Here is an 18,836-nt window from a genome sequence, read left to right on the forward strand (position 1 = left end):
GGAGCCCCGGTTCGCGGCGCACCGTCAGCGGAACGCCGCGACTCCGGTGATGTGATTGCCGATTACCAGGGTGTGCACCTCGTCAGTGCCTTCATAGGTGCGCACGCTCTCAAGGTTGTTAGCGTGGCGCATCGGCGAGTACTCGAGAGTGACGCCATTGCCACCGAGCATGGCGCGGGCCTCCCTGGCAATCTGGATCGCCTCGCGACAGTTATTGAGTTTGCCGATCGAGATCTGGTGCGGCTGCAAATTCCCCGCATCTTTCAGTCGGCCGAGCTGGAGCGCGAGCAGAGTGCCTTTATTGATCTCAAGGGCCATATTCACGAGTTTCTCCTGCGTGAGCTGATAGCCCGCGAGTGGCTTGCCGAACTGCAGTCGCTGCTGTGAGTACTGCAGGGCGGCCAGGTAGCTGTCACGAGCGGCCCCCATCGCCCCCCAGATGATGCCGTAGCGGGCCTCATTGAGACACTCGAAGGGACCGCGCAGACCCTTGGCCTTTGGCAGCATCGCCGATGCTGGCAGGCGCACTTCGGCAAGTTCGATCTCGCACTGAATGGATGCCCGCATCGACAGCTTCTGGGGAATGACCGTCGCAGTGAAGCCCGCTGTGTCGGTGGGCACAAGGAAGCCCCGGATGCCCTCGTCGGTCATCGCCCAGATCACGGCGATATCAGCGATCGAGGCGAGCCCGATCCAGCGTTTCGTGCCGTTGATCACCCAGTCGTCACCATCACGCCTGGCAAAGGTGGTCATACTCCCGGGGTCAGACCCTGCCGTGGGCTCGGTGAGTCCGAAGCATCCGATTGCCTCGCCCGCCGCCATCCGCGGCAGCCACTGCAGCTTCTGCTCCTCAGAGCCGTGTCGGTGGATCGCGGTCATCGCGAGGGATCCCTGCACGCTCACGAAGGTGCGTAGCCCCGAGTCACCAGCCTCGAGTTCGAGCGCGGCAATGCCGTACTCCACCGCGGACCGGCCGGGGCAGCCGTAGCCGGTGAGGTGCATCCCGAGCAACCCGAGCTTGGCGAGGTGCGGGATGAGGGTGACCGGGAACACTCCGGCGTCGTACCAGTGCGCGATATGCGGCTTGATTTCGGTATCGACGAAGTCACGCACCGAATGGCGCAACTCGAGTTCTGATTCGCTGAGTAGGGAATCGACATCGATGAGGTCGGAGGTGTCGGGCACGGATCTTCCTTTGGTTGGAGTCATTCGGACAGTACCAGTCGACCATTGAGGCGACGCGGCAGATGCCACGGGTTCTCCGGCCGCAGCATGGCCGGAAGCTGGGAGGGTGTTGCGTTTTGCAGGCTGACCGGGCGCACGAAGCGGGCGAGTCCACCGGCGCCGACACTCGTGGCATCCGGCCGGGAGGTGGCAGGCCAAGGCCCACCGTGCTGTTGCGACCAGGTTGTCACCACGCCGGTCGGCCAGGTGTTGACAGCCACGCGGCCGACCCGCTGGGTGAGCTGCGTAATGGCGACGACCGCATCTGGATCGTCGCCGTCTTCGTCGGCTGTGCCGGTGAAGACCGAGGCGGCGAGCGACGGCTGAAGTCGGTCGAGAGCCTCCAAGGCATCGGCGACGTCGATGTATTCAGCCACGAGCGCGACAGGACCGAAGCACTCATCGAGCAGACGGGACCCGGAAACCAACTGGTCGAGAGATACAGCGATCGCACGGGCGGCAACGGCGTACCCGGCGGCAGGATCCGGCGCGACCGATACCCCTGCGGGATCCAATTCGCAGAGGCCTCGAGCGTAGGCATCCGCGATTCCGATCGTGAGGAGCGGGGCGGGGTGCACGACGGAGACCGCGGCAGTGATCGCCGTGAGGAAGCCGTGACCTGCCGGCACGAGGATGAGGCCGGGCTTGGTGCAAAACTGACCGGCTCCCAGGGTGAAGGACGCCACGAATCCCTGCACAATCGACTCCCGGTGCGCGGCGGCGGCGGGAGTGACAAACACCGGATTCACCGTGCCCATCTCCGCGTACACGGGGATGCCACGGCGAGCACCGCGTTCGGCAAGCGACATCCCCGCTCGCTGGCTGCCGGTGAAGGCTACCGCGCGGATGACATCGGAGTCCACGATCTGCAGCCCCGCGTCGAAGCCCACCACGACGTCGAAGGTGCCCTCCGGGGCACCGGCGCTGGCCAGGGCATCCCGAACCACCTCGCCGAGCCGCACACTGAGTCGCGGATGGGCGGGGTGCGCCTTCACGATCACCGGGCATCCCGCCGCAAGAGCGGAGGCAACATCATGACCGAAGACACCGAATCCGAATGGAAAATTGCTTGCACCGAAGACGGCGACCGCACCCACGGGGAAGTTGCCGCGCACGATGGTCGATCCGCCCTCAAGATCGTCGCGGCTGACCCCGAGATAACTGCCCTCCTGCGCGACAGCCGCGTAAAACCGGGCGCTCGCCGCCATCCGGGTCAGTTCGCCCTCGAGTCGGGTGAGGACGAGACCGGTCTCGCTTTCGGCGAGCTCAACGAGTTCAGCGGATGCGTTCGCGACGGCGTCGGCCGCTGCGCCGATCCAGCCCGCGCGAATGGAGGGGCTGAGCCCGGCAAGTGTCGGTGCCGCCCGGCTCGCACGCTCGAGGATGCGGGAGACCTCATCGGGCATCGAGTGAGGGACCGCGCCGGTGCGCTTGCCGGTATGTGGATCGAAGCTGGGGTCTTCCGCGCAGGTCGCCTCGGCGGTCAGCTCGGCCGCCGCCGGAGTGATCGCTTGAGTGGTCGCCTCGCCCGCCCCAGTGCCCGCGATGAGGGTCACGCCACACCGTTCTGCTGCTTGATTGCTGTGGTGAGCACCCGCAGCCCGTCCTCCAGGAGATCGGTGCCGATCACCAGCGGCGGAAGAAGCCGGATGACGTTGCCGAAGGTACCGCAGACCAGGACGAGCAGGCCATCGGCGTGACAGGCGGCAGCGACTGCTTTGGCGACATCTGCTCTCGGAGTCAGGGTGAGGGGATCGGCGAACTCGATGGCAAGCATCGCTCCGCGACCGCGTACCTCGGCCACCACGGCGACCGAATCGAGCAGTGGTTCGAGGTGAGCGCGCGCAATGGTCTCGATCACTCTCGCGTTGGCAAGAAGCGATCCGTCTTCGAAAGCCTCGAAGACACCGAGGGCGGCGGCGCAGGAAAGTGGATTGCCCGCATAGGTGCCACCGAGTCCGCCGGTGTGTACGGCATTCATCAGAGCGGTGCGGCCGGTGACGGCGGAGAGTGGGAGCCCGCCGGCGAGAGCCTTTGCGGTGATGAAGAGATCGGCGACGACACCCTCATGTTCGCTGGCGAACAGCCTGCCGGTGCGGCCCATACCGGCCTGGATCTCGTCGATAACGAAGATGATTTCATGCTCGTCGGCGATGCGGCGAAGCCCGGTGAGAAACCCATCCGCCGGCACAAGGAAGCCGCCCTCGCCCTGGATTGGCTCGATAACCATTGCCGCGAAGGTCTCGGGCCCGTGTGCGGCGAGTATCGCTTCGACGGCGGCTAACGCCTCGGCACAGGCGTTCTCTGGTCCGGTTGGCCAGCGCAGCGGCGCCGCATTCGGAGCGCGGAAGATCTGCTCGGGAAACGGCCCGAATCCCATTTTGTAGGGATTCTCCTTGGCGGTCATTGCCATGGTGAGCAGAGATCGCCCGTGATAGGCCTCGTCGAAGACCAGCACGTTCGGACGCCCGGTGGCAGCGCGTGCGATCTTGATCGCGTTCTCCACTGCTTCTGCTCCGGTAGAAAACAGCGCGCTGCGCTTGTCGAAGGTGCCCGGCGTGTGCGCATTGAGCCAGCGGCAGACCTCGGTGAATCCCTCGTACTCGGTCACCATGAAGCAGGTGTGGGTGAAGCGATCGAGCTGGGCAGCGACTCTGGCCTGCACGAACGTGTTCGTCGCTCCGACGCTCGTGACCGCGATACCGGACGCGAAGTCGATGATGCGGTTGCCGTCGACATCCAGCAGGATGCCGCCCTCGGCCCGCTCAATGAAGACCGGTAGCGCGGCACCGAACGCAGAGGTCACTTCGCTGCTGCGCTGCTCGTGCAGGTGCCGGGACCGTGGCCCGGGAATCGGATGGGCGATGTGACGGGACTGCAGCACGGGAGCGAGAGTGGACACCATGCCATCACGCTAGCCACTGTGTGCGCTCTGGTCATGGGATGTTCTATCCCATTTATGCTTATCTTTAGACAAGACATCCCGCCCGATGAGAGAGCGCAGTTATGGTCACGCTTGAGCAGCTCTGCGAACGGCTCGGCAACAACCTCCGACCGGCGGTAACCGGACCGATCGGACGCCAACAGCTCACCGGTGTCCACATCTCAGAGCTTGCCGATCCAACGCCATATCTCGAGGGCGGTGAGTTGCTGCTGACCACAGGAATCCCCCTTCGGGGCGGACCCGTAGTCATCCGCGATTACGTGCACCGACTCGCGCACAAGGGGGTTGCGGCGCTTGCTCTCGGGCTCGGTGCGGGCACTGACCGGGTCGATCCGCAACTCGTTTCGGCGTGTGCCGATGCCTCTCTCGACCTGCTGCTCGTGCCGGAAGCCGTGCCTTTTCTTCACATCTCGAGGGGATTCTGGCAGCTGGTTGGCAAGTCGGAGCAGGCCGACCTGGCTTCGCGGCTTGGCCTGCAGACGGCTCTGGCGCGGGCGGCGACCCGTGACAATGCCGTCGAGTCCATCGTCACTGTGCTAGCCAAGGGGCTCGGCGGATGGGCGGCCTACCTGCCAGCGGACGGCACCGCCGAGACGATTTGGCCCTCCACCGCGGCAGAAGTCGTGCCGCAACTCCGCGCCGAATCCACCCGCTTCGACCTGGTCGGCACCTATTCGGCTGCCACCTTTCCGGTGAACGGCACAGATGTCGTCGAACACTCGATCACCGTTGGCCCGCGCACAGTGGGGTTCCTTGCCGTCGGTGCCGGGCGGGGGCTGCAGAAGGCCGACCGTCAGCTCATTATCACGGCGTGCATGCTGCTCTCGGTCACCGCCCAGCGCGCGCAGGAGGCATCTCGGGTGGCCGTGGTCGTGGGCGGCACGATCGCGGCGTTGATCCTGGGGGGCCACGCGGATGCCGCGCGCCTCGCCGCCGAGCATGCCGGCCTTCCCGCGATCGGTGGAGTCGTTCGGATTCTTGCGGTACGCCGGGCCGGGCCGGGCGTGCTGGACTCGCCTGAGCTGGAGAGGATCGTCGGGTCCCTCGGCCTGCCGGAGTCCACGCTGTCTGCCACGGTCGGTGGCGTCGCTATTTTCATTCTGGGCGAGACCGCCGCGGTCAACGCAGATACCGGAGTGGTTGCCGCAGGCCATGCCGTTGCGCTCAGCCGGCCGATGCCGCTTGTCACCGTCCCCGCTGCCGTCAGTGCGGTGGTGTTGGCCTGTCGCACCGCCGCGCTTTCGGCAGTGGTCGTCGTGGACGGGTCTGCTGACATTCGCGGAGAAACCTGGGTGGACGCGCTCGCCCACCATCCACGCGGCGACCTCCGCAACACGGTGCGGAGCTACCTCGCCCACCGGGGACACTGGGAAACAACTGCTCGTGAGCTCGACATCCATCGCAATTCTCTGCGTCAGCGCATCGCGGTGGCGACCGAGCTGCTCGGGGTCGATCTCACCGACCCGGATATCGCTGCAACGCTGTGGATCGCCCTGCGGAGCAGCCTGCTGCACCCCAAGAGAGTCGACCAAGACCGAGTCAGCTGAGAGGGTGCGCGAGCCACTCGCGCACCGCCACATCCTGCTCGCCAAGAAGCGGTGGGGCGGAGTTGCGTCGGGTGATCGGTGGACTCCACCTGATTGGATGTCGCACCTGGGTCGCGACGGCAACCCCGGCTGAATCGAAGACTTCGATGGCCGGCTCGAGCCCCAAAGACTGTGCGAGCTCGAGACCGTCGGCGATGGTGCCGACCCGCCCAGCGGGCACCCCAACTTCGGTCAGGCGACGCTGCCACTCCGCGGCGTCGCACAGCCGAAGTCGCTCCTCGAGCAGCGGCACGAGTGCTGGCCGATTGGCGACGCGATGGGCGTTGTCTGAAAAGCGCGGGTCATCCGCCAACTGTGGAGTTCCCAGCACTTCGGCCAGGCGTCGAAACTGACCGTCGTTACCGCACGCAATGGCGAGTGGTCCGTCGGAGCATTCGAGGGTCTCGTAGGGCGCGATGGACGGATGTGTGTTGCCGAGGCGTTCCGGAATCACCCCTGCGCCGAGGTAGGCCTGCGCCTGGTTGACCAGGGATCCCTGCAGGCTCGAGAGCAGATTCAGTTCGAGCAGTGCGCCGGTGCCGGTGGACTTGCGCTGCAACAGCGCCGCGAGAATACCGGCCACCGCATCCTTCGCGGTGAGTACGTCGACGAGAGCGACGCCGGCCTTGAGGGCCGCGCCATCCGCTTCGCCGGTGATACTCATGAGTCCGCCAAGAGCCTGCACGATGAAGTCGTATCCGAGCAGGTCGCGGCCGCCAGCACTGCCGAAGCCGGAGATCGAAGCGTAGACGATGCCGGGGTTCGAGGCCCGCACCGTGTCGTAGCCAAGGCCGAGCTTCTGCACGCCGCCGGGCTTGAAGTTTTCCACAACGACGTCGGCCCGCGCAACGAGTTCACGGGCGAGGTCGAGATCGCCGGCATCCGTCAAGTCGAGGCAGATGGATTCTTTATTGCGATTGACGCTTTCAAAATAAGTCGAGCCGGTGGCAGAGAAGGGTGGCCCCCAAGACCGGGTGTCATCGCCGGTACCCGGCCGCTCCACCTTGATGACACGCGCGCCGAGATCGGCAAGGGTCATCGTGGCGAGCGGCCCAGCGAGCACCCGGGAGAAGTCGGCCACGAGGATTCCGGCGAGTGGTGCCTCGGGCAATGCAGGTGTCATCCCGCCGAGACTAGCGCCTGAGCGAGCATGACGTGCTACGGCTTGCGGCCGCCACCGCCACCGCCGCCCCCACCGTTATCGCCTCCGCCGTTTCCATTGCTGGGGCCGGTCGGAGGCGTCGGCGCTGGTGCGGGAGTCGGTGCACGGTAGGTCGAGCCGCGCAGCAGGGTGCCGGTTGGTTGAGTGAAGGTACCTCCTGCGCCGTACACCGTGCTGGCATTCAGTGAGGCCAGGATCGGTTTCATCACATAGGTGCGGAGGTTGGAGGTGAGGATTCCGCCGATCAAGATGCGTCGCATGTTCTGATCGCCCTGGATGTTGCCGATCCAGACAGCGGTTGTGGTCTGTGTGCTCGAGGCCACCATATAGCTGTGCAAGGCCTCAGCGGTGCCGGTCTTGCCGAAGAGAGCTGTTCCGTCCCTGGGGTTAGCGATCGCGCCCGTACCGCCGGGCTGCAACGGGCCCTGCAGATCGTAGGCGGCGGCGGCGGCCACCTCGGGACTGATCACCTGAGTGCAGCTCTGCGCTTGGCCGGGCAACTCCGTGCCATCCGGCCCCACGATCTTGTCGACCGCGATCGGCCGGCAGAGCTTGCCGCCGCTGGCCACTGTTGCATAGGCGCTGGCCATCGTGAGCGGCGACGGGTTGTTGGTTCCGAGGATCGACCCTGGCCCGTGATCGAGCTCACGATTGTCGGCGTTGTGCACGCCCATCGATATGGCCACATTGCGGATGTCGCAGAGGTCGAGCTGCGACGCCATATTCATGAATGCCGCATTGACCGAGCCCTTGGTCGCGTTCAAGACGCTCATTTGGCCCTCGCTGTATCCGCTGTCATTGCGGGGTGTATAACTTTCACCCAGCGGGTAATAACCCCCGTCGCAGGCCGCAGGAAACGACTTGGACCGGGCGGGATAGGTCTGGATGTTTCCATTGACCGTGTCTTGGATACCGTGGCCGTTCTGCAGCCAGTTGATCAGGGTGAAGAGCTTGTAGGTGGATCCCACGGGAAAACCGGATGACCCGCCGTACTCCTTATCCGTGTTGAAGTTGACCGCGGTCGTCGACGCCGGATCACCCTCGCCGGTGTCATCGAATCCTCGGTTCTGAGCCATGATCACAATGCGCCCGGTGCCGACCTGCACAGTGGAAACGGCGCTACCGAAAGGGAAACGTGGATCGTCCGCTGGCGTGTACTGAGCGAGGTCCTTCTCAGCGACAGCCTGCTGGTCCAAGTCGATGGTGGTGTACACCGAGTTGCCGCCGCGCCGCCATGCCGCAAGGCGATCATCCTGGGTTTCCCCTAGACCGGGCAGATTTTTCACATTCTTGATCACGTAGTCGCAAAAGGCCTTGGCGGCCGAGGCGTATGCGCATCCGTTGGTCGCCGCTTTGACCTTGACCGTTGTGGCGTCAACCGGAGTGCCGACAGCCTCGGTGTACTGCGCACCGGTGATCATCTTCTCCGTGAGCATGGTCGCGAGGATCAGGTCGCGCCGGTTCTTGTTGCGTTCCCAGTTGTCTGATGAGCCGGGGTTGCGCAGGGGAGGATTCTGCACAACGGCGATAAGACTTGCGGACTGGGCCAGAGTGAGGCCCGCAGCAGTCGTGGAGTAATACTGCTCGGCCGCGGCTTCGATCCCGTAAGTGTTTCCGCCGAAACCGGCGATGTTTAGATACGCGAGCAGGATCTGATGTTTCGTATAGTTCTTTTCGAGTCCGATGGCGAGTTTGGCCTCTTTCAGCTTGCGATCGAGAGTGTTTTCCTGAGCTTTAGCCTTGGCCGCTGCCAGCTTCTTCGGATCGCTGATTGTTGCAATCGCTTGCTGGATTGCCAATTGCTTCACGAGCTGCTGCTCGACACTCGAGGCACCCTGCAGATCGTTTCCGGTCGCGTTATTGATCGCTGCCCGTGCGATACCCGCGAGGTCAACACCGCCATGCGAATAGAAGCGCACGTCCTCCGCCGCGACCAGTGCATCCTTTGCGAACGGCGAGACCGCGTCCCACGCCACTTCCTGGCGATTCTGATCGAAGACCTGCGCGAATGGCACTTGCACGCCGCCGCGGAGCCCGTAGAGGACGTTGCGCTGGGACTGGTTGCCGATCTTCACATAGTCGGGCAGGTTCCCAAACAGGCCGGCCACATTGTTGGTGAGCTGGCTCGTTACGACGATGGCTGGCGTGGCGAGCGCGACAATGAGCACGGCAGCGAGGGTACTGAAGCCGAACAGTCCGAGCATCGAGCGCAGCAGCCCACTGCGTTTCGTTTCAGACACGTTCGTCCCCTAGGTTTGGCTCCGTATTCCCTAGACTAACCCGTCTGTGCATTGCCAAACCTGGGGGAGCTGAGGGGTTAGCTGAGGGGCTCGCCGACCGGTTAGCTGAGCGGCTCGCCGAGACCGGCATCCGTCTGGCCAGCCTGAGCCGTGCGGGAGGCCGAGAGCACGGCGCCGATACTTGCGGTGATCACGAGGCCTATCGCCACGAAGGCCACCCAGGTGAACGTTTGCCCGAGGATCAGGAACCCGGCCGTCGTCGCGATCGCCGGCGAGAGGCTCATCAGAATAGAGAACGTCGCCGATGGCAGCCTTCGAAGAGCCACAAGTTCGAGGGTGTACGGGATCGTCGATGACAGCAGTGCGACGGCCGCTCCGAGAAGCAGGATGTTGGGCTGAAAGATCGCTGGTCCGGCGCTGGTGATGCCAAAGGGCACCGTAATTATTGCACCAACGGTCATCGCGACAGCAAGACCATCAAGCCGGGCAAACCGCGCCCCGGTGCGGGCGGAGAGCAGGATGTACGCGGCCCACAGTGCGGCGGCGCCGAATGCGAATGCGACTCCGACCGGATCCAGGTCGCCGAAGCTGCCCTGGCTCAGGATCACCACTCCGGCGAAGGCGAGCACCGCCCAGAGCCAGCTTGAGGCGCGGCGGCTCAGCACGATCGAGAGCACGAGAGGTCCGAGCACCTCGATCGTGATCGTGGCACCGAGCGACACGCGGGCGAGTGCTTCGTAGAAGAGGGCATTCATCAGGGCGAGCGCCACGCCGAAGGCGATCACGGTGAGCCAGTCCGAGCGACTGTGACCGCGCAGCCGCGGCCGGGCGATGGCGAGCAGTACGACCGCCGAAAAAGCGAGTCGAAGGGCCACCATGCCGATCGGGCCCACCGCGGGAAACAGCAGCACCGCGAAAGATGCGCCGACCTCCTGGCAGATGAGGCCGATCGCGACGAGTCCGACCGCCCCGAACGGCGCACCCGCGTCTCGAGCTGGCGATCGGGGGGCGGATGCGGCGGTCATGGAAGTAACGCTAGGGCCAACGCGCGACCCCGGATGTCTGTCACGTGATCACGCCCGACCGCTCAACTGATGCTGGACAGGCGCGCCACTGGTTCGCAACAGGCGCGCCACTGGTTCGCAACAAGCACGCCACTGGTTCGCAACTGGTTCGCAACAGTGCATGCAACAGTGTTAGCGTCGCCGGATGGCCCGAATAGTCGCCGTCGCTCCTGCACTGCCGGGCAACGTGTACGCACAGTCCGAGATCACGGACACGATCGCACCGATGGTCACCTCGGATCCCACCAAGCAAGCCGTTTTGCGCCGACTTCATGCCGGTAGTCGCGTAGACACGCGGCACCTGGTGATGCCCATCGAGCGCTATCGGAACGCCAGCACCTTCACCCAGTCGAATGACATGTTTATCGAGGTGGCGACCGACCTGGCCGAACGGGCGCTGCGGGATGCGCTCGCGATCGCGGGGATCGAGCCGGGCGAGGTCGACTACCTCATGTTCACCTCCGTGACCGGAATCTCCGCTCCCTCGATCGATGCGATTCTTGTTGCCCGCCTCGGGCTGCGCTCCGACGTGAAGCGAGTGCCGATGTACGGCCTCGGGTGCGTGGCCGGAGCCGCCGGAATCGCGCGCGTCGCCGACTACCTCGCCGGGCATCCCGACAGCGTCGCGGTGTTGATCGCCGTCGAGCTCTGCTCCCTCACCTTCCAGCGCGACGATGATTCCACCGCTAACCTCGTGGCCACCGGACTGTTTGGCGACGGTGCCGCTGCCGTCATCATGGTGGGAGACGCGCGAGCACAGCGGATGCCCGTGACCGGCCCCGATGTCGTGGACACCCGCAGCGCGCTCTACCCCGACACCGAGTCCGTCATTGGATTCACCGCGAGTGAGACCGGCTTTCGCATCATCCTCACCGCCCAGGTCTCCGATGTGATCGAGGCGAATTTCGGCCGGGATGCCAGCAGCTTCCTCGGCGATAACGACTTGGGGATAGCCGATATCGACACCTGGATCGCCCACCCGGGCGGGCCGCGGGTGCTCGAGCAGTTCCAGTCGTCGCTCGGGCTCGCTGACGGGGCGTTGGACAACAGCTGGCGGTCCCTCGCCGCTGTCGGCAATCTCTCGTCGGTCTCGGTGCTGCATATCCTCGCGGATGAGCTGGCACAGACGCACCTGCCCGGAACCACCTGCACTCTTTTCGCCCTCGGTCCGGGAGTGAGTGCCGAGCTGGTTCTGCTGCGGTGGCCGACGTGATCTGGTTCAGCATCCTGATTCTCGCGACCGGAGCCGAGCGCATCGTCGAAGTCGTGCTCTCCGCCCGGCACGCGGCATGGGCGTTCGAGCGCGGTGGCCGCGAGTTTGGGCAGCGCCACTATCCATTCATGGTCGTGCTGCACACGGGCATGTTGCTCGCCTGCCTCGCCGAGGTGTTCTTCGCCGATCGCCCGTTCCTGCCCTGGCTCGGCTGGCCGATGCTGGTGATCGCTATCGCCTGCCAGGGGCTGCGTTACTGGTGCATCGGCACGCTCGGTCGTCAGTGGAACGCCCGCGTAATCGTCGTGCCCGGCCTCGGGCGGGTCACCGGTGGTCCCTACCGCTTTCTCACCCACCCCAATTACGTCGTCGTGATCGCCGAGGGTATTGCACTGCCGCTCGTGCACACCGCGTGGGTGACCGCGCTGACATTTACGGTGCTGAACGCAATCCTGCTGTTCGGGTTCCGCATCCCCACCGAAGAGCGGGCGCTCAAGACTTTGGATGCTGCGGCATGACGGCGGACCTTCTCGATGTTCTCGTGGTGGGCGGTGGCCCGGTGGGTCTTGCGACCGCGATCGAGGCGCGGCTGCGCGGACTCACGGTCACCGTTGTCGAGCCGCGTCATAGCGCCGGCGCCGATGGTGGTGCTGCCGGAAGTGCGATCGATAAGGCCTGCGGTGAGGGGCTGATGCCCGGGGCGCTGCCCGCCCTCGCCCGCCTCGGCGTCGATCCGCCGGGGTTCGCGCTGCGCGGGGTGAGCTATCGCAGCCTGAATTCTCGTGGAGTCGAAACTCGCGTTGATCACCGCTTCGCATCCGGTGAGGGCCGAGGGGTGCGGCGTACAGCGCTGCACGACGCGCTCGCTGAGCGGGCCAGATCCCTTGGGGTTGACGTGGTCGGCGGCAAGGTGGATGCCCTCGAGCAGGACGCGACCTCGGTGACGGCCGCCGGCATCCGGGCCCGCTATCTTGTGGCGGCGGACGGCCTGCACTCCACCGTGCGCCGGCTGACCGGCCTCGAGCGACCGGTCGCGGCCCGCGGTCGCCGTTACGGTGTACGGCGGCACTTTCGCGCCGATCCGCAGACCGATCTGATCGAGGTCTACTGGACGCCGACCGTTGAGGCCTACGTGACACCCGTGGGCGACGGCGTTGTCGGCATCGCGATGCTCGGTCGCAAAGGGCTCGACTTCGATGCTGCGCTCGCCGGCATCCGTCCGCTTGCTGCGCTGGTCGCGGGTGCCGAGCCGGCGAGTGAGCTGCGCGGTGCCGGGCCGTTTCGGCAGAGCACGACGCGGCGGTCAGTCGGGCGCGTGCTGCTCGTCGGCGATGCGTCCGGTTATGTCGACGCGATCACGGGTGAGGGCATTCGCGTGGGACTCGCCCAGGCCGAGGCCGCGATCGACTGCATCGCACGGGATGATCCGGCGGGCTACGAGCGGGCGTGGAAGCAGCGCACCCGGGACTTCCGGGTGCTTACGGCAGGGCTGGTAGCCGCGGCGAACTCGCCCCTGCGTGCGGCGATCGTGCCAGCGGCATCCGCTCTCCCGCGGGTCTTCGGCGCGGTGGTGGAGCGGCTCGCGCGGTAAGGTCTCGGGCGCGCACCTCTCATCGTCCACCTCCCGTTTCTCACTTCTCCTCGTCCACCTGCCGTTTTTGCGACCATCACCACGTGGAAACACGGGGGTGGTGAGTAAAACGGGAGGTGGTCAACGTGCACGCTCCTCGGGCCGACCCTGGTCGACTACGCCGTGCCGGCCACCAGCCGGTCGAACAGCGTGTCGAGCTCGGGATCCACGACCTGCTGCTCGGGATGTGCGTCGTACCAGCCGATGATCTCGCGTGCACCCTCTGCGAAGCCGATCGTGGGATTGAAGGCCGGCACGAGCGACTTCACCAGGCTGTTGTCGAAGATCATCGAGTGGCTGCGGTCCCCGAGGTGGCCCGCACCCATGTCGGGGTCGGCTGCGGCGATCGCCTCAGAGGTGACATGCACGATGTTCGGGGTGACGCCCGCGGCATCCGCCAGCAGATGGGTGATCTGGGTCCAGCTCAGCAGTTCGTGAGAGGTGATGTGGATGGCGCTGCCGATCGTGTGTGGATTGCCGAGCAGCCCCACGAATCCGACCGCAAAGTCGCGGGCGTGAGTGAGCGCCCAGAGCGAGGATCCGTGATCGTGCAGCACGACCGGAGCGCCCCGGCGCATGCGGTCGATCGCGGTCCAGCCGCCGTTGAGCGGGAGGCTCGTTCGGTCATAAGTGTGCGAGGGGCGCACGATTGTGGCGGGGAATCCGCTGGCCCGATATTCCGCAACGAGCAGGTCCTCGCAGGCGATCTTGTCGCGCGAATACTGCCAAAACGGGTTGCGCAGCGGGGTCGACTCAACGATCGGCAGCCGCAGCGGCGGCTTCTGGTACGCGGATGCCGAGGAGATGAACACATACTGCCCGACTCGGTCAGAGAAGAGTTCGATGTCCTGTGCAACGTGCTCGGGAGTGAATGCCACCATGTCGACGACGACATCGAACTCGCGGCCCGCCAGGGCACTCGTCACCGAGGCGGGGTTTCGCACGTCGGCGACGAGCACCTCCGCTCCACGAGAGCTCGGACGCAGGGTGGTCTGGCCGCGATTGAGAAGCGTCACCTCGTGACCCTCCTCGAGGGCGCGGGCGCTCGCCGCAGAGCTGATCGTGCCGGTGCCGCCGATGAAGAGGATTGTCAGAGGTGTCATGCCTCTACGGTCGCCGCTTGGATGAGCTTCGTCAAGTCGTTGTGGATGTGGTGCCGGAGGAGGCCAGCGACTCAGCCGAGCAACAGGGTGCCGAGCTCCTCTGCGGTGGCGGCCACGCCGATCGTGCCAACCTGCTCGGCGTCAGTGCCGTACCCCCACTCGACGAAGATTGCGGGAACACCGTGCTCGGCCGCCCCGTGCACATCGTGCTCGCGGTCGCCCACCATCACGGGTGTGCTCGTATCGGCACCGAGCGCGACCAGTCGGCGCAGGGCCTCTTCGACGACATCCGCCTTTCGACTGCGCACCTCGTCCTCGGACGCCCCGGTGATCACCGTGAAGTAGTGGGCCAACCCGTAGAAGTCGAGTGCGGTGGTGGCGGGAAGCTCGGGCTTCGATGTCGCGAGCGAGATCGGGATCCCGCTCTCGTGAATCCGCTTGAGCAGCGACGCAACACCCGGGTAGACCGTGCTGTTGAACACGCCGGTCTGCAGGTAGTGCGGGCGGTAGACATCGAGGGCATGGTGGGACTCATCGACCGTCATCCCGGCCAGGTCACGAAATGAGTCGAGGAGGGGCGGGCCGACGTATGCCAGCAGCTCAGCCTGGCTCGGCACGGGGCGGCCCAGACGCTCGAAGGTCCAGGCGAGGCTCGCGGTGATGCCGGGTGCCGAATCGATGATCGTGCCATCGAGGTCGAAAAGGAAGCAGCTCCAGGGCGTGGTCACTGTCGTAATCCGATCACTGTTGTAATCCTAGGAGTTGATCGAGGTGTGCCGGCCCAGCGATCAAAACAGTCGGTGGTCGCTGTCGTCGAGGCCGCGCATGGCGTCATAGTCCAGCAGCAGGCAGCGGATTCCGCGGTCCTCGGCCAACATCCGCGCCTGTGGTTTGATCTCCTGTGCCGCGAAGACACCGGCCACCGGGGCGAGATGGGGATCCCGGTTCATGAGTTCGAGGTAGCGGGTGAGCTGCTCGACACCGTCGATGTCCCCGCGGCGCTTGATCTCGATCGCGACGCTGCCACCCGTATCATCCGTCGCCAGGATGTCGACCGGGCCGATGGCCGTCATGTACTCGCGGCGCACCAGACGCCAGCCATCCCCGGCGAGCTCGATTTGCTCGGCCAGAAGTTTCTGCAGGTGCGCCTCCACGCCATCCTTCTGCAGGCCGGGGTCGACACCGAGCTCGTGGGCGCTGTCGTGCAGGATCTCGTGGATCGAGATCACGAGCAGGTCGGCCGTCTTCGCCTGCGTAACCTTCCAGATCTCCGCGACGCCCGCCCGCGCCTGCTGCTTATCCGGCTCGATCGCGGCGACCGTGCAGGGTGGGCTCATCCAGTTGAGCGGCTTGTAGCTCAGCGAGTCCGAGTGCACGAGCACGCTGCCATCCGCTTTGAGCAGCAGCAGGCGTGTGGCGAGGGGCAGGTGCGCGCTCAGGCGGCCGGCATAATCGACGGAACAGCGGGCAATGACAAGACGCACTTGCCCAGAGTACGGGGTCGGCTCACTGCCGTTCGGTACCAAGTCGGTCGAAACTGGATTACCGCGCCGCTTGACCGTCCATTGGGGCGCGGGGTCAACTTCCAGATCACTGTCCTCGACCTCAGACCGATCCTCTCGTCTCTCCGTGAAGCTGGTTATCCACTCTTCATGGGACCCGAGACGAAGTGGTGCCGAGTCGGCAGCAACGAAGAAGCCGGAACCGAGCAGTTTCTCGTCACTGACCCCGACGGCCACCTCGCGCGCTTCCAGACTTCGCTTGGTCGTCGCTTGACCGAGGTTCTCTGATGGTGATCGTCTCCGATCCTCCGATGAGTCGCCTCAGTCGAAGAGGTCGAGGTACTTAGGTCGACACTTCATCGCGTGGATGACTTCCTCGGTGCCGTCGTCCCAGACCAGGACTACGGTTTCTAGGAGCCGTGCCTGGGTGTCGAATCCGATCCGCAATTGGCGATGCGGGTTCTCATCATCGAGCGGCCCGGCGACCAACGGGGCACTGGCCACCGTAATGGCGTCCTCGTCGGTGACACCGTGCCTCCGGGCCGACGCCCGAACGATCACGCGACGTGTGTCCACTCGTCTATAGCCGCACGAATTGCCTCGGAGCGATTCAATCCTTCCCGTTCCGCCCGAGCCATGACTGCGGCGAGTTCGTCGGTCGTCAGTCGCACCGGAATCACCTGCGCAGGCGCGGTGCCACGTGGAGTGCGACCCCAGCGGGCACGGAGCTGGTCGACGTCGTAACCCGCCTCAGCCTCGGCAACCCACTCGTCGACCTGCGACTCGTCGACCTCACGGGCTTGGATGATGCGCTTCATAAACTCATCGTAATACGAAATAGACAGCCTTCGCTAGGTGAAATACACCCCTAAGGGTGGGCTGATCCAGTTGAGCGGCTTGTAGCTCAGCGAGTCCGAGTGCACGAGCACGCTGCCATCCGCTTTGAGCAGCAGCAGGCGTGTGGCGAGGGGCAGGTGCGCGCTCAGGCGGCCGGCATAATCGACGGAGCAGCGGGCAATGACAAGACGCACCCGACGAGCATAGTTGCCCCGTCTCAGCCGGGCAGTGTTGGCGATGCGATGCGCTGCAGCACAGCGTGAAGCTCGGCTGGGGACAGCAGCATCGACGGTCCGCCTGGGTTGATCACAAGCCCGCGGTAGGGAGCCGTGGTGGCATCGCGCATCACCTCAGCTGCTGGCTTTGTGGCGAAGGAGTCCGCGATGTTGTGGGCGCTCACCTCCGGGCCAGAGGTGAAGGCGAGGAGCACCGGCTGGCCGTCGGGATCGACGGACTCACGGATGCGCACGGGTGGGCCGTCGATTACCCCGGGAGCGGACACCGACTCGGTGTCGACCGCGAGCAGCAGTGGGCCGTTCGTGGCGAGGGCATCGAGCACTGCCGTCTTGCCCATGTGCGGGTCGTCGATCTCGAGGGCTGCCTTGACCGCATCATTGCGGTTCCCGAGCAACGCGAACGCCGCATCGCGATGGGAAATCGCGCAGGTCGGGCCGGCTGGGTCGATGTAGAGCCAGCCGTATTCATCAGTCGAGGCGAGCTGCAGTGCTCCGGCAGCGGGCTGCACAAGGGCTTGCACAGCTATCAGATCCTCGGGATGCATCCGGTTGATCTGCTGCTGCGAGGTGAATGCGAATAGTGCGAGCCGGCCATCGGGTCCGCTGCCGGCCGCGAACTTGAGGGTTGCACCGGCCGCGAAGCTGTAGCTGCCATCGGCCTCGACGGTGGGGCGATCGGACCCGGTCGAATCGAGCAGAAGCCTGCCCTGGAGGCATCCGCGCACCACATCGAGGTAGGTGGATTGGTTCGGGTCCGCCGCGAACGCCTCGACAGCGGTGCGAAGTGACACGTTGTCGACGGGTGCCGAGCCGGAGATCGATGGAGTCATCCCTCGAGGCTAGTTCGCCATCACCTTCGGTGGCAGAGGCTCCCGCGCCGACCCGGAGGCCAGCCCGGCGACAAGCACAAGCACGAGCACCACGAGAAGGGCAGGAAGCAGGCCGATCTGCTGCCCGAGGAATCCGATTACGGGCGGGCCGACCAGGAAGGCGAAATACCCGATGGTCGCCACGGCACTCACTCGCGCGGCCGCGGTCTTCGGATCATCGGCGGCCGCGGACATCCCCACCGGGAAGCCGAGTGATGCCCCGAGCCCCCAGAACACCACGCCCACGATCGAGACCCAGAGCACGGGCACGAAAATCACCATCACCAGCCCGATGGCGGCGAGTACGGCCGATCCCCGCAGCACCGGCACGCGGCCGAAGCGGTCGAGCAGGCTCACGCCGGCCAAGCGCCCGACCGTCATTGACGCGACGAAGATGCCGAGCACGAGCGCACCGGTCGCCTTCGCGGTGCCGTGACCCTCGACCATGGCGAGTGCAAGCCAGTCATTCGCTGAGCCCTCGGTGAAGGCCATGCCGAGCACGACGAGACCGATCAGCAGGGTGCGCGGGTCGCGCCAGATGCTGAGGCGCCCGCGCCAGGTCATCGAGTGGTCGTCGTGCGAAACGGCCTCCTCGGTGATGATGTGCTCCGATTGAAGGAATCGCACCGAGACGAGTGCGCCTCCGGCGAAGATCACCGCGACGACGAGCAGGTGTGTCGCAATGGGCAGGCGGATGGCTTCGGCGCCGGCTCCGAGGGCCGCACCGACCACCGTTCCGAAGCTGAAAAAGGCGTGGAAGATCGGCATCACCGAGCGTGCAAGCACCCTCTCGTTCACCGCCCCCTGGAGGTTCATTGCGACATCGCAGATCGAGAACATCGAGCCGAAGATGATGAGTCCCACCATGACAACGGCATAGCTCGGGCCCACCGTGACCCCGAATCCGGCGAGGGCGAATCCAACGGCTCCGACCGTGAGAACCACTGCGATGGTGCGCCGTGCACCGATGCGGGCGATGATATGACTCGAGGCGAGAAGGCCGACGATTGAGCCAGCCGCTATACCGAAGATCAGGATGCCCATTGACGAGGTCGAGACTCCGAGGGCTTCCTTCACGGCGGGGATACGGGATGCCCAACTCGCCATCGAGAGGCCGCATAGACCGAAGATCGCGAACAGCGCGTTTCGCCAGGCAAGCACCTGCGGGCGCGTAAGCCCGGCGGATCTGGATTGGGTGACAGTCACGGGGGATCCTGGAAAGTATC

General features: G+C 65.3%; 18 protein-coding genes and 1 pseudogene. 5 read left to right on the forward strand and 14 right to left on the reverse strand.

All coding sequences use genetic code 11. From position 1 onward, the window contains the following. Nucleotides 1-24 precede the first annotated feature (24 nt). The 3 genes from IWX88_RS11565 to IWX88_RS11575 are packed head-to-tail and all read right to left on the reverse strand — an operon-like array spanning nucleotide 25 to nucleotide 4,129. A complete protein-coding gene (locus tag IWX88_RS11565) occupies nucleotides 25-1,209 on the reverse strand; it encodes an acyl-CoA dehydrogenase family protein (RefSeq protein WP_196830468.1) in 1,185 nt (394 codons plus the stop codon). Further along, nucleotides 1,206-2,780, reverse strand: a complete 1,575-nt coding sequence (locus IWX88_RS11570) for an aldehyde dehydrogenase family protein (protein ID WP_196830471.1) — start codon at nucleotides 2,778-2,780, stop codon at nucleotides 1,206-1,208. The genes IWX88_RS11565 and IWX88_RS11570 overlap by 4 nt, the downstream gene beginning before the upstream one ends. Continuing rightward, nucleotides 2,777-4,129, reverse strand: a complete 1,353-nt coding sequence (locus tag IWX88_RS11575; protein ID WP_196830472.1) for an aminotransferase class III-fold pyridoxal phosphate-dependent enzyme — start codon at nucleotides 4,127-4,129, stop codon at nucleotides 2,777-2,779. The genes IWX88_RS11570 and IWX88_RS11575 overlap by 4 nt, the downstream gene beginning before the upstream one ends. A 101-nt stretch (nucleotides 4,130-4,230) precedes the next feature. Here IWX88_RS11575 and IWX88_RS11580 point away from each other — a divergent pair, with 101 nt between their 5' ends. Then, the gene (locus tag IWX88_RS11580) at nucleotides 4,231-5,715 is read left to right on the forward strand and encodes a PucR family transcriptional regulator (protein WP_196830474.1); all 1,485 of its coding nucleotides are present in this window, start codon (nucleotides 4,231-4,233) and stop codon (nucleotides 5,713-5,715) included. Here IWX88_RS11580 and IWX88_RS11585 read toward each other — a convergent pair. The 3 genes from IWX88_RS11585 to IWX88_RS11595 form a co-directional block, all read right to left on the reverse strand. Further along, a complete protein-coding gene (locus tag IWX88_RS11585) occupies nucleotides 5,708-6,877 on the reverse strand; it encodes a CaiB/BaiF CoA-transferase family protein (RefSeq protein ID WP_196830476.1) in 1,170 nt (389 codons plus the stop codon). The two genes, IWX88_RS11580 and IWX88_RS11585, sit on opposite strands and share 8 nt — an antisense overlap. Before the next feature lie 35 nt (nucleotides 6,878-6,912). Continuing rightward, nucleotides 6,913-9,156: a transglycosylase domain-containing protein gene (locus IWX88_RS11590; protein WP_196830478.1), complete on the reverse strand. Its 2,244-nt coding sequence runs from the start codon at nucleotides 9,154-9,156 to the stop codon at nucleotides 6,913-6,915. Between the two features lie 101 nt (nucleotides 9,157-9,257). Continuing rightward, a complete protein-coding gene (locus tag IWX88_RS11595) occupies nucleotides 9,258-10,181 on the reverse strand; it encodes a DMT family transporter (protein ID WP_196830480.1) in 924 nt (307 codons plus the stop codon). A gap of 184 nt (nucleotides 10,182-10,365) precedes the next feature. Here IWX88_RS11595 and IWX88_RS11600 point away from each other — a divergent pair, with 184 nt between their 5' ends. From IWX88_RS11600 to IWX88_RS11610, 3 genes are read left to right on the forward strand one after another with little or no spacing between them, the layout of a single operon-like run. Next, nucleotides 10,366-11,433: a type III polyketide synthase gene (locus IWX88_RS11600; RefSeq protein ID WP_196830482.1), complete on the forward strand. Its 1,068-nt coding sequence runs from the start codon at nucleotides 10,366-10,368 to the stop codon at nucleotides 11,431-11,433. After that, nucleotides 11,430-11,951 (forward strand): isoprenylcysteine carboxyl methyltransferase family protein, encoded by a 522-nt coding sequence (locus IWX88_RS11605; protein WP_196830485.1) that lies wholly within the window; start codon nucleotides 11,430-11,432, stop codon nucleotides 11,949-11,951. Before IWX88_RS11600 ends, IWX88_RS11605 begins: the two co-directional genes overlap by 4 nt. Next, nucleotides 11,948-13,024: an NAD(P)/FAD-dependent oxidoreductase gene (locus IWX88_RS11610; RefSeq protein ID WP_196830487.1), complete on the forward strand. Its 1,077-nt coding sequence runs from the start codon at nucleotides 11,948-11,950 to the stop codon at nucleotides 13,022-13,024. The genes IWX88_RS11605 and IWX88_RS11610 overlap by 4 nt, the downstream gene beginning before the upstream one ends. Before the next feature lie 155 nt (nucleotides 13,025-13,179). On the opposite strand, the gene IWX88_RS11615 is transcribed toward IWX88_RS11610, so the two are convergent. The 3 genes from IWX88_RS11615 to nucS form a co-directional block, all read right to left on the reverse strand. Continuing rightward, nucleotides 13,180-14,166 (reverse strand): SDR family oxidoreductase, encoded by a 987-nt coding sequence (locus tag IWX88_RS11615; RefSeq protein ID WP_196830489.1) that lies wholly within the window; start codon nucleotides 14,164-14,166, stop codon nucleotides 13,180-13,182. Between the two features lie 71 nt (nucleotides 14,167-14,237). After that, nucleotides 14,238-14,894, reverse strand: coding sequence for an HAD hydrolase-like protein (locus tag IWX88_RS11620; protein ID WP_196830491.1), 657 nt, complete (start codon nucleotides 14,892-14,894; stop codon nucleotides 14,238-14,240). A gap of 60 nt (nucleotides 14,895-14,954) precedes the next feature. Further along, nucleotides 14,955-15,650: an endonuclease NucS gene (nucS, locus tag IWX88_RS11625; RefSeq protein WP_196830492.1), complete on the reverse strand. Its 696-nt coding sequence runs from the start codon at nucleotides 15,648-15,650 to the stop codon at nucleotides 14,955-14,957. Between the two features lie 168 nt (nucleotides 15,651-15,818). Between nucS and IWX88_RS11630 the strand changes: the two genes are divergently transcribed. Further along, the gene (locus tag IWX88_RS11630) at nucleotides 15,819-15,956 is read left to right on the forward strand and encodes a hypothetical protein (RefSeq protein ID WP_196830494.1); all 138 of its coding nucleotides are present in this window, start codon (nucleotides 15,819-15,821) and stop codon (nucleotides 15,954-15,956) included. 33 nt (nucleotides 15,957-15,989) lie between these two features. On the opposite strand, the gene IWX88_RS11635 is transcribed toward IWX88_RS11630, so the two are convergent. The 5 genes and pseudogenes from IWX88_RS11635 to IWX88_RS11655 all read right to left on the reverse strand — a co-directional run bounded on the left by IWX88_RS11635 (nucleotide 15,990) and on the right by IWX88_RS11655 (nucleotide 18,816). Beyond that, complete coding sequence (locus IWX88_RS11635) at nucleotides 15,990-16,244, reverse strand: hypothetical protein (protein ID WP_370568334.1); 255 nt, start codon at nucleotides 16,242-16,244, stop codon at nucleotides 15,990-15,992. Continuing rightward, on the reverse strand, nucleotides 16,226-16,486 hold the full coding sequence (locus IWX88_RS11640; protein WP_196830496.1) for a ribbon-helix-helix protein, CopG family: 261 nt from the start codon (nucleotides 16,484-16,486) through the stop codon (nucleotides 16,226-16,228). The genes IWX88_RS11635 and IWX88_RS11640 overlap by 19 nt, the downstream gene beginning before the upstream one ends. Before the next feature lie 54 nt (nucleotides 16,487-16,540). Further along, nucleotides 16,541-16,699: pseudogene (locus IWX88_RS11645) on the reverse strand (endonuclease); the annotation flags it as partial. 23 nt (nucleotides 16,700-16,722) lie between these two features. Continuing rightward, nucleotides 16,723-17,571 carry an SseB family protein gene (locus IWX88_RS11650; RefSeq protein WP_196830497.1) on the reverse strand — a complete coding sequence of 283 codons (849 nt, stop codon included), beginning with the start codon at nucleotides 17,569-17,571 and terminating at the stop codon, nucleotides 16,723-16,725. 9 nt (nucleotides 17,572-17,580) lie between these two features. Further along, on the reverse strand, nucleotides 17,581-18,816 hold the full coding sequence (locus IWX88_RS11655; protein WP_370568335.1) for an MFS transporter: 1,236 nt from the start codon (nucleotides 18,814-18,816) through the stop codon (nucleotides 17,581-17,583). Between the last annotated feature and the right edge of the window lie 20 nt (nucleotides 18,817-18,836).

The sequence above is a fragment of the Frigoribacterium sp. CG_9.8 genome (assembly GCF_015751965.1).
In the GTDB taxonomy this organism is placed as follows: Bacteria; Actinomycetota; Actinomycetes; order Actinomycetales; family Microbacteriaceae; genus Lacisediminihabitans.

Bases quoted from the DNA above. Each gene is read 5' to 3' on its own strand.
- IWX88_RS11565 (WP_196830468.1), bottom strand. From the start codon at position 1,209: ATGACTCCAACCAAAGGAAGATCCGTGCCCGACACCTCCGACCTCATC.
- IWX88_RS11575 (WP_196830472.1), bottom strand. From the start codon at position 4,129: ATGGTGTCCACTCTCGCTCCCGTGCTGCAGTCCCGTCACATCGCCCAT.
- IWX88_RS11580 (WP_196830474.1), top strand. From the start codon at position 4,231: ATGGTCACGCTTGAGCAGCTCTGCGAACGGCTCGGCAACAACCTCCGA.
- IWX88_RS11585 (WP_196830476.1), bottom strand. From the start codon at position 6,877: ATGACACCTGCATTGCCCGAGGCACCACTCGCCGGAATCCTCGTGGCC.
- IWX88_RS11595 (WP_196830480.1), bottom strand. From the start codon at position 10,181: ATGACCGCCGCATCCGCCCCCCGATCGCCAGCTCGAGACGCGGGTGCG.
- IWX88_RS11600 (WP_196830482.1), top strand. From the start codon at position 10,366: ATGGCCCGAATAGTCGCCGTCGCTCCTGCACTGCCGGGCAACGTGTAC.
- IWX88_RS11610 (WP_196830487.1), top strand. From the start codon at position 11,948: ATGACGGCGGACCTTCTCGATGTTCTCGTGGTGGGCGGTGGCCCGGTG.
- IWX88_RS11615 (WP_196830489.1), bottom strand. From the start codon at position 14,166: ATGACACCTCTGACAATCCTCTTCATCGGCGGCACCGGCACGATCAGC.
- IWX88_RS11630 (WP_196830494.1), top strand. From the start codon at position 15,819: ATGGGACCCGAGACGAAGTGGTGCCGAGTCGGCAGCAACGAAGAAGCC.
- IWX88_RS11640 (WP_196830496.1), bottom strand. From the start codon at position 16,486: ATGAAGCGCATCATCCAAGCCCGTGAGGTCGACGAGTCGCAGGTCGAC.
- IWX88_RS11650 (WP_196830497.1), bottom strand. From the start codon at position 17,571: ATGACTCCATCGATCTCCGGCTCGGCACCCGTCGACAACGTGTCACTT.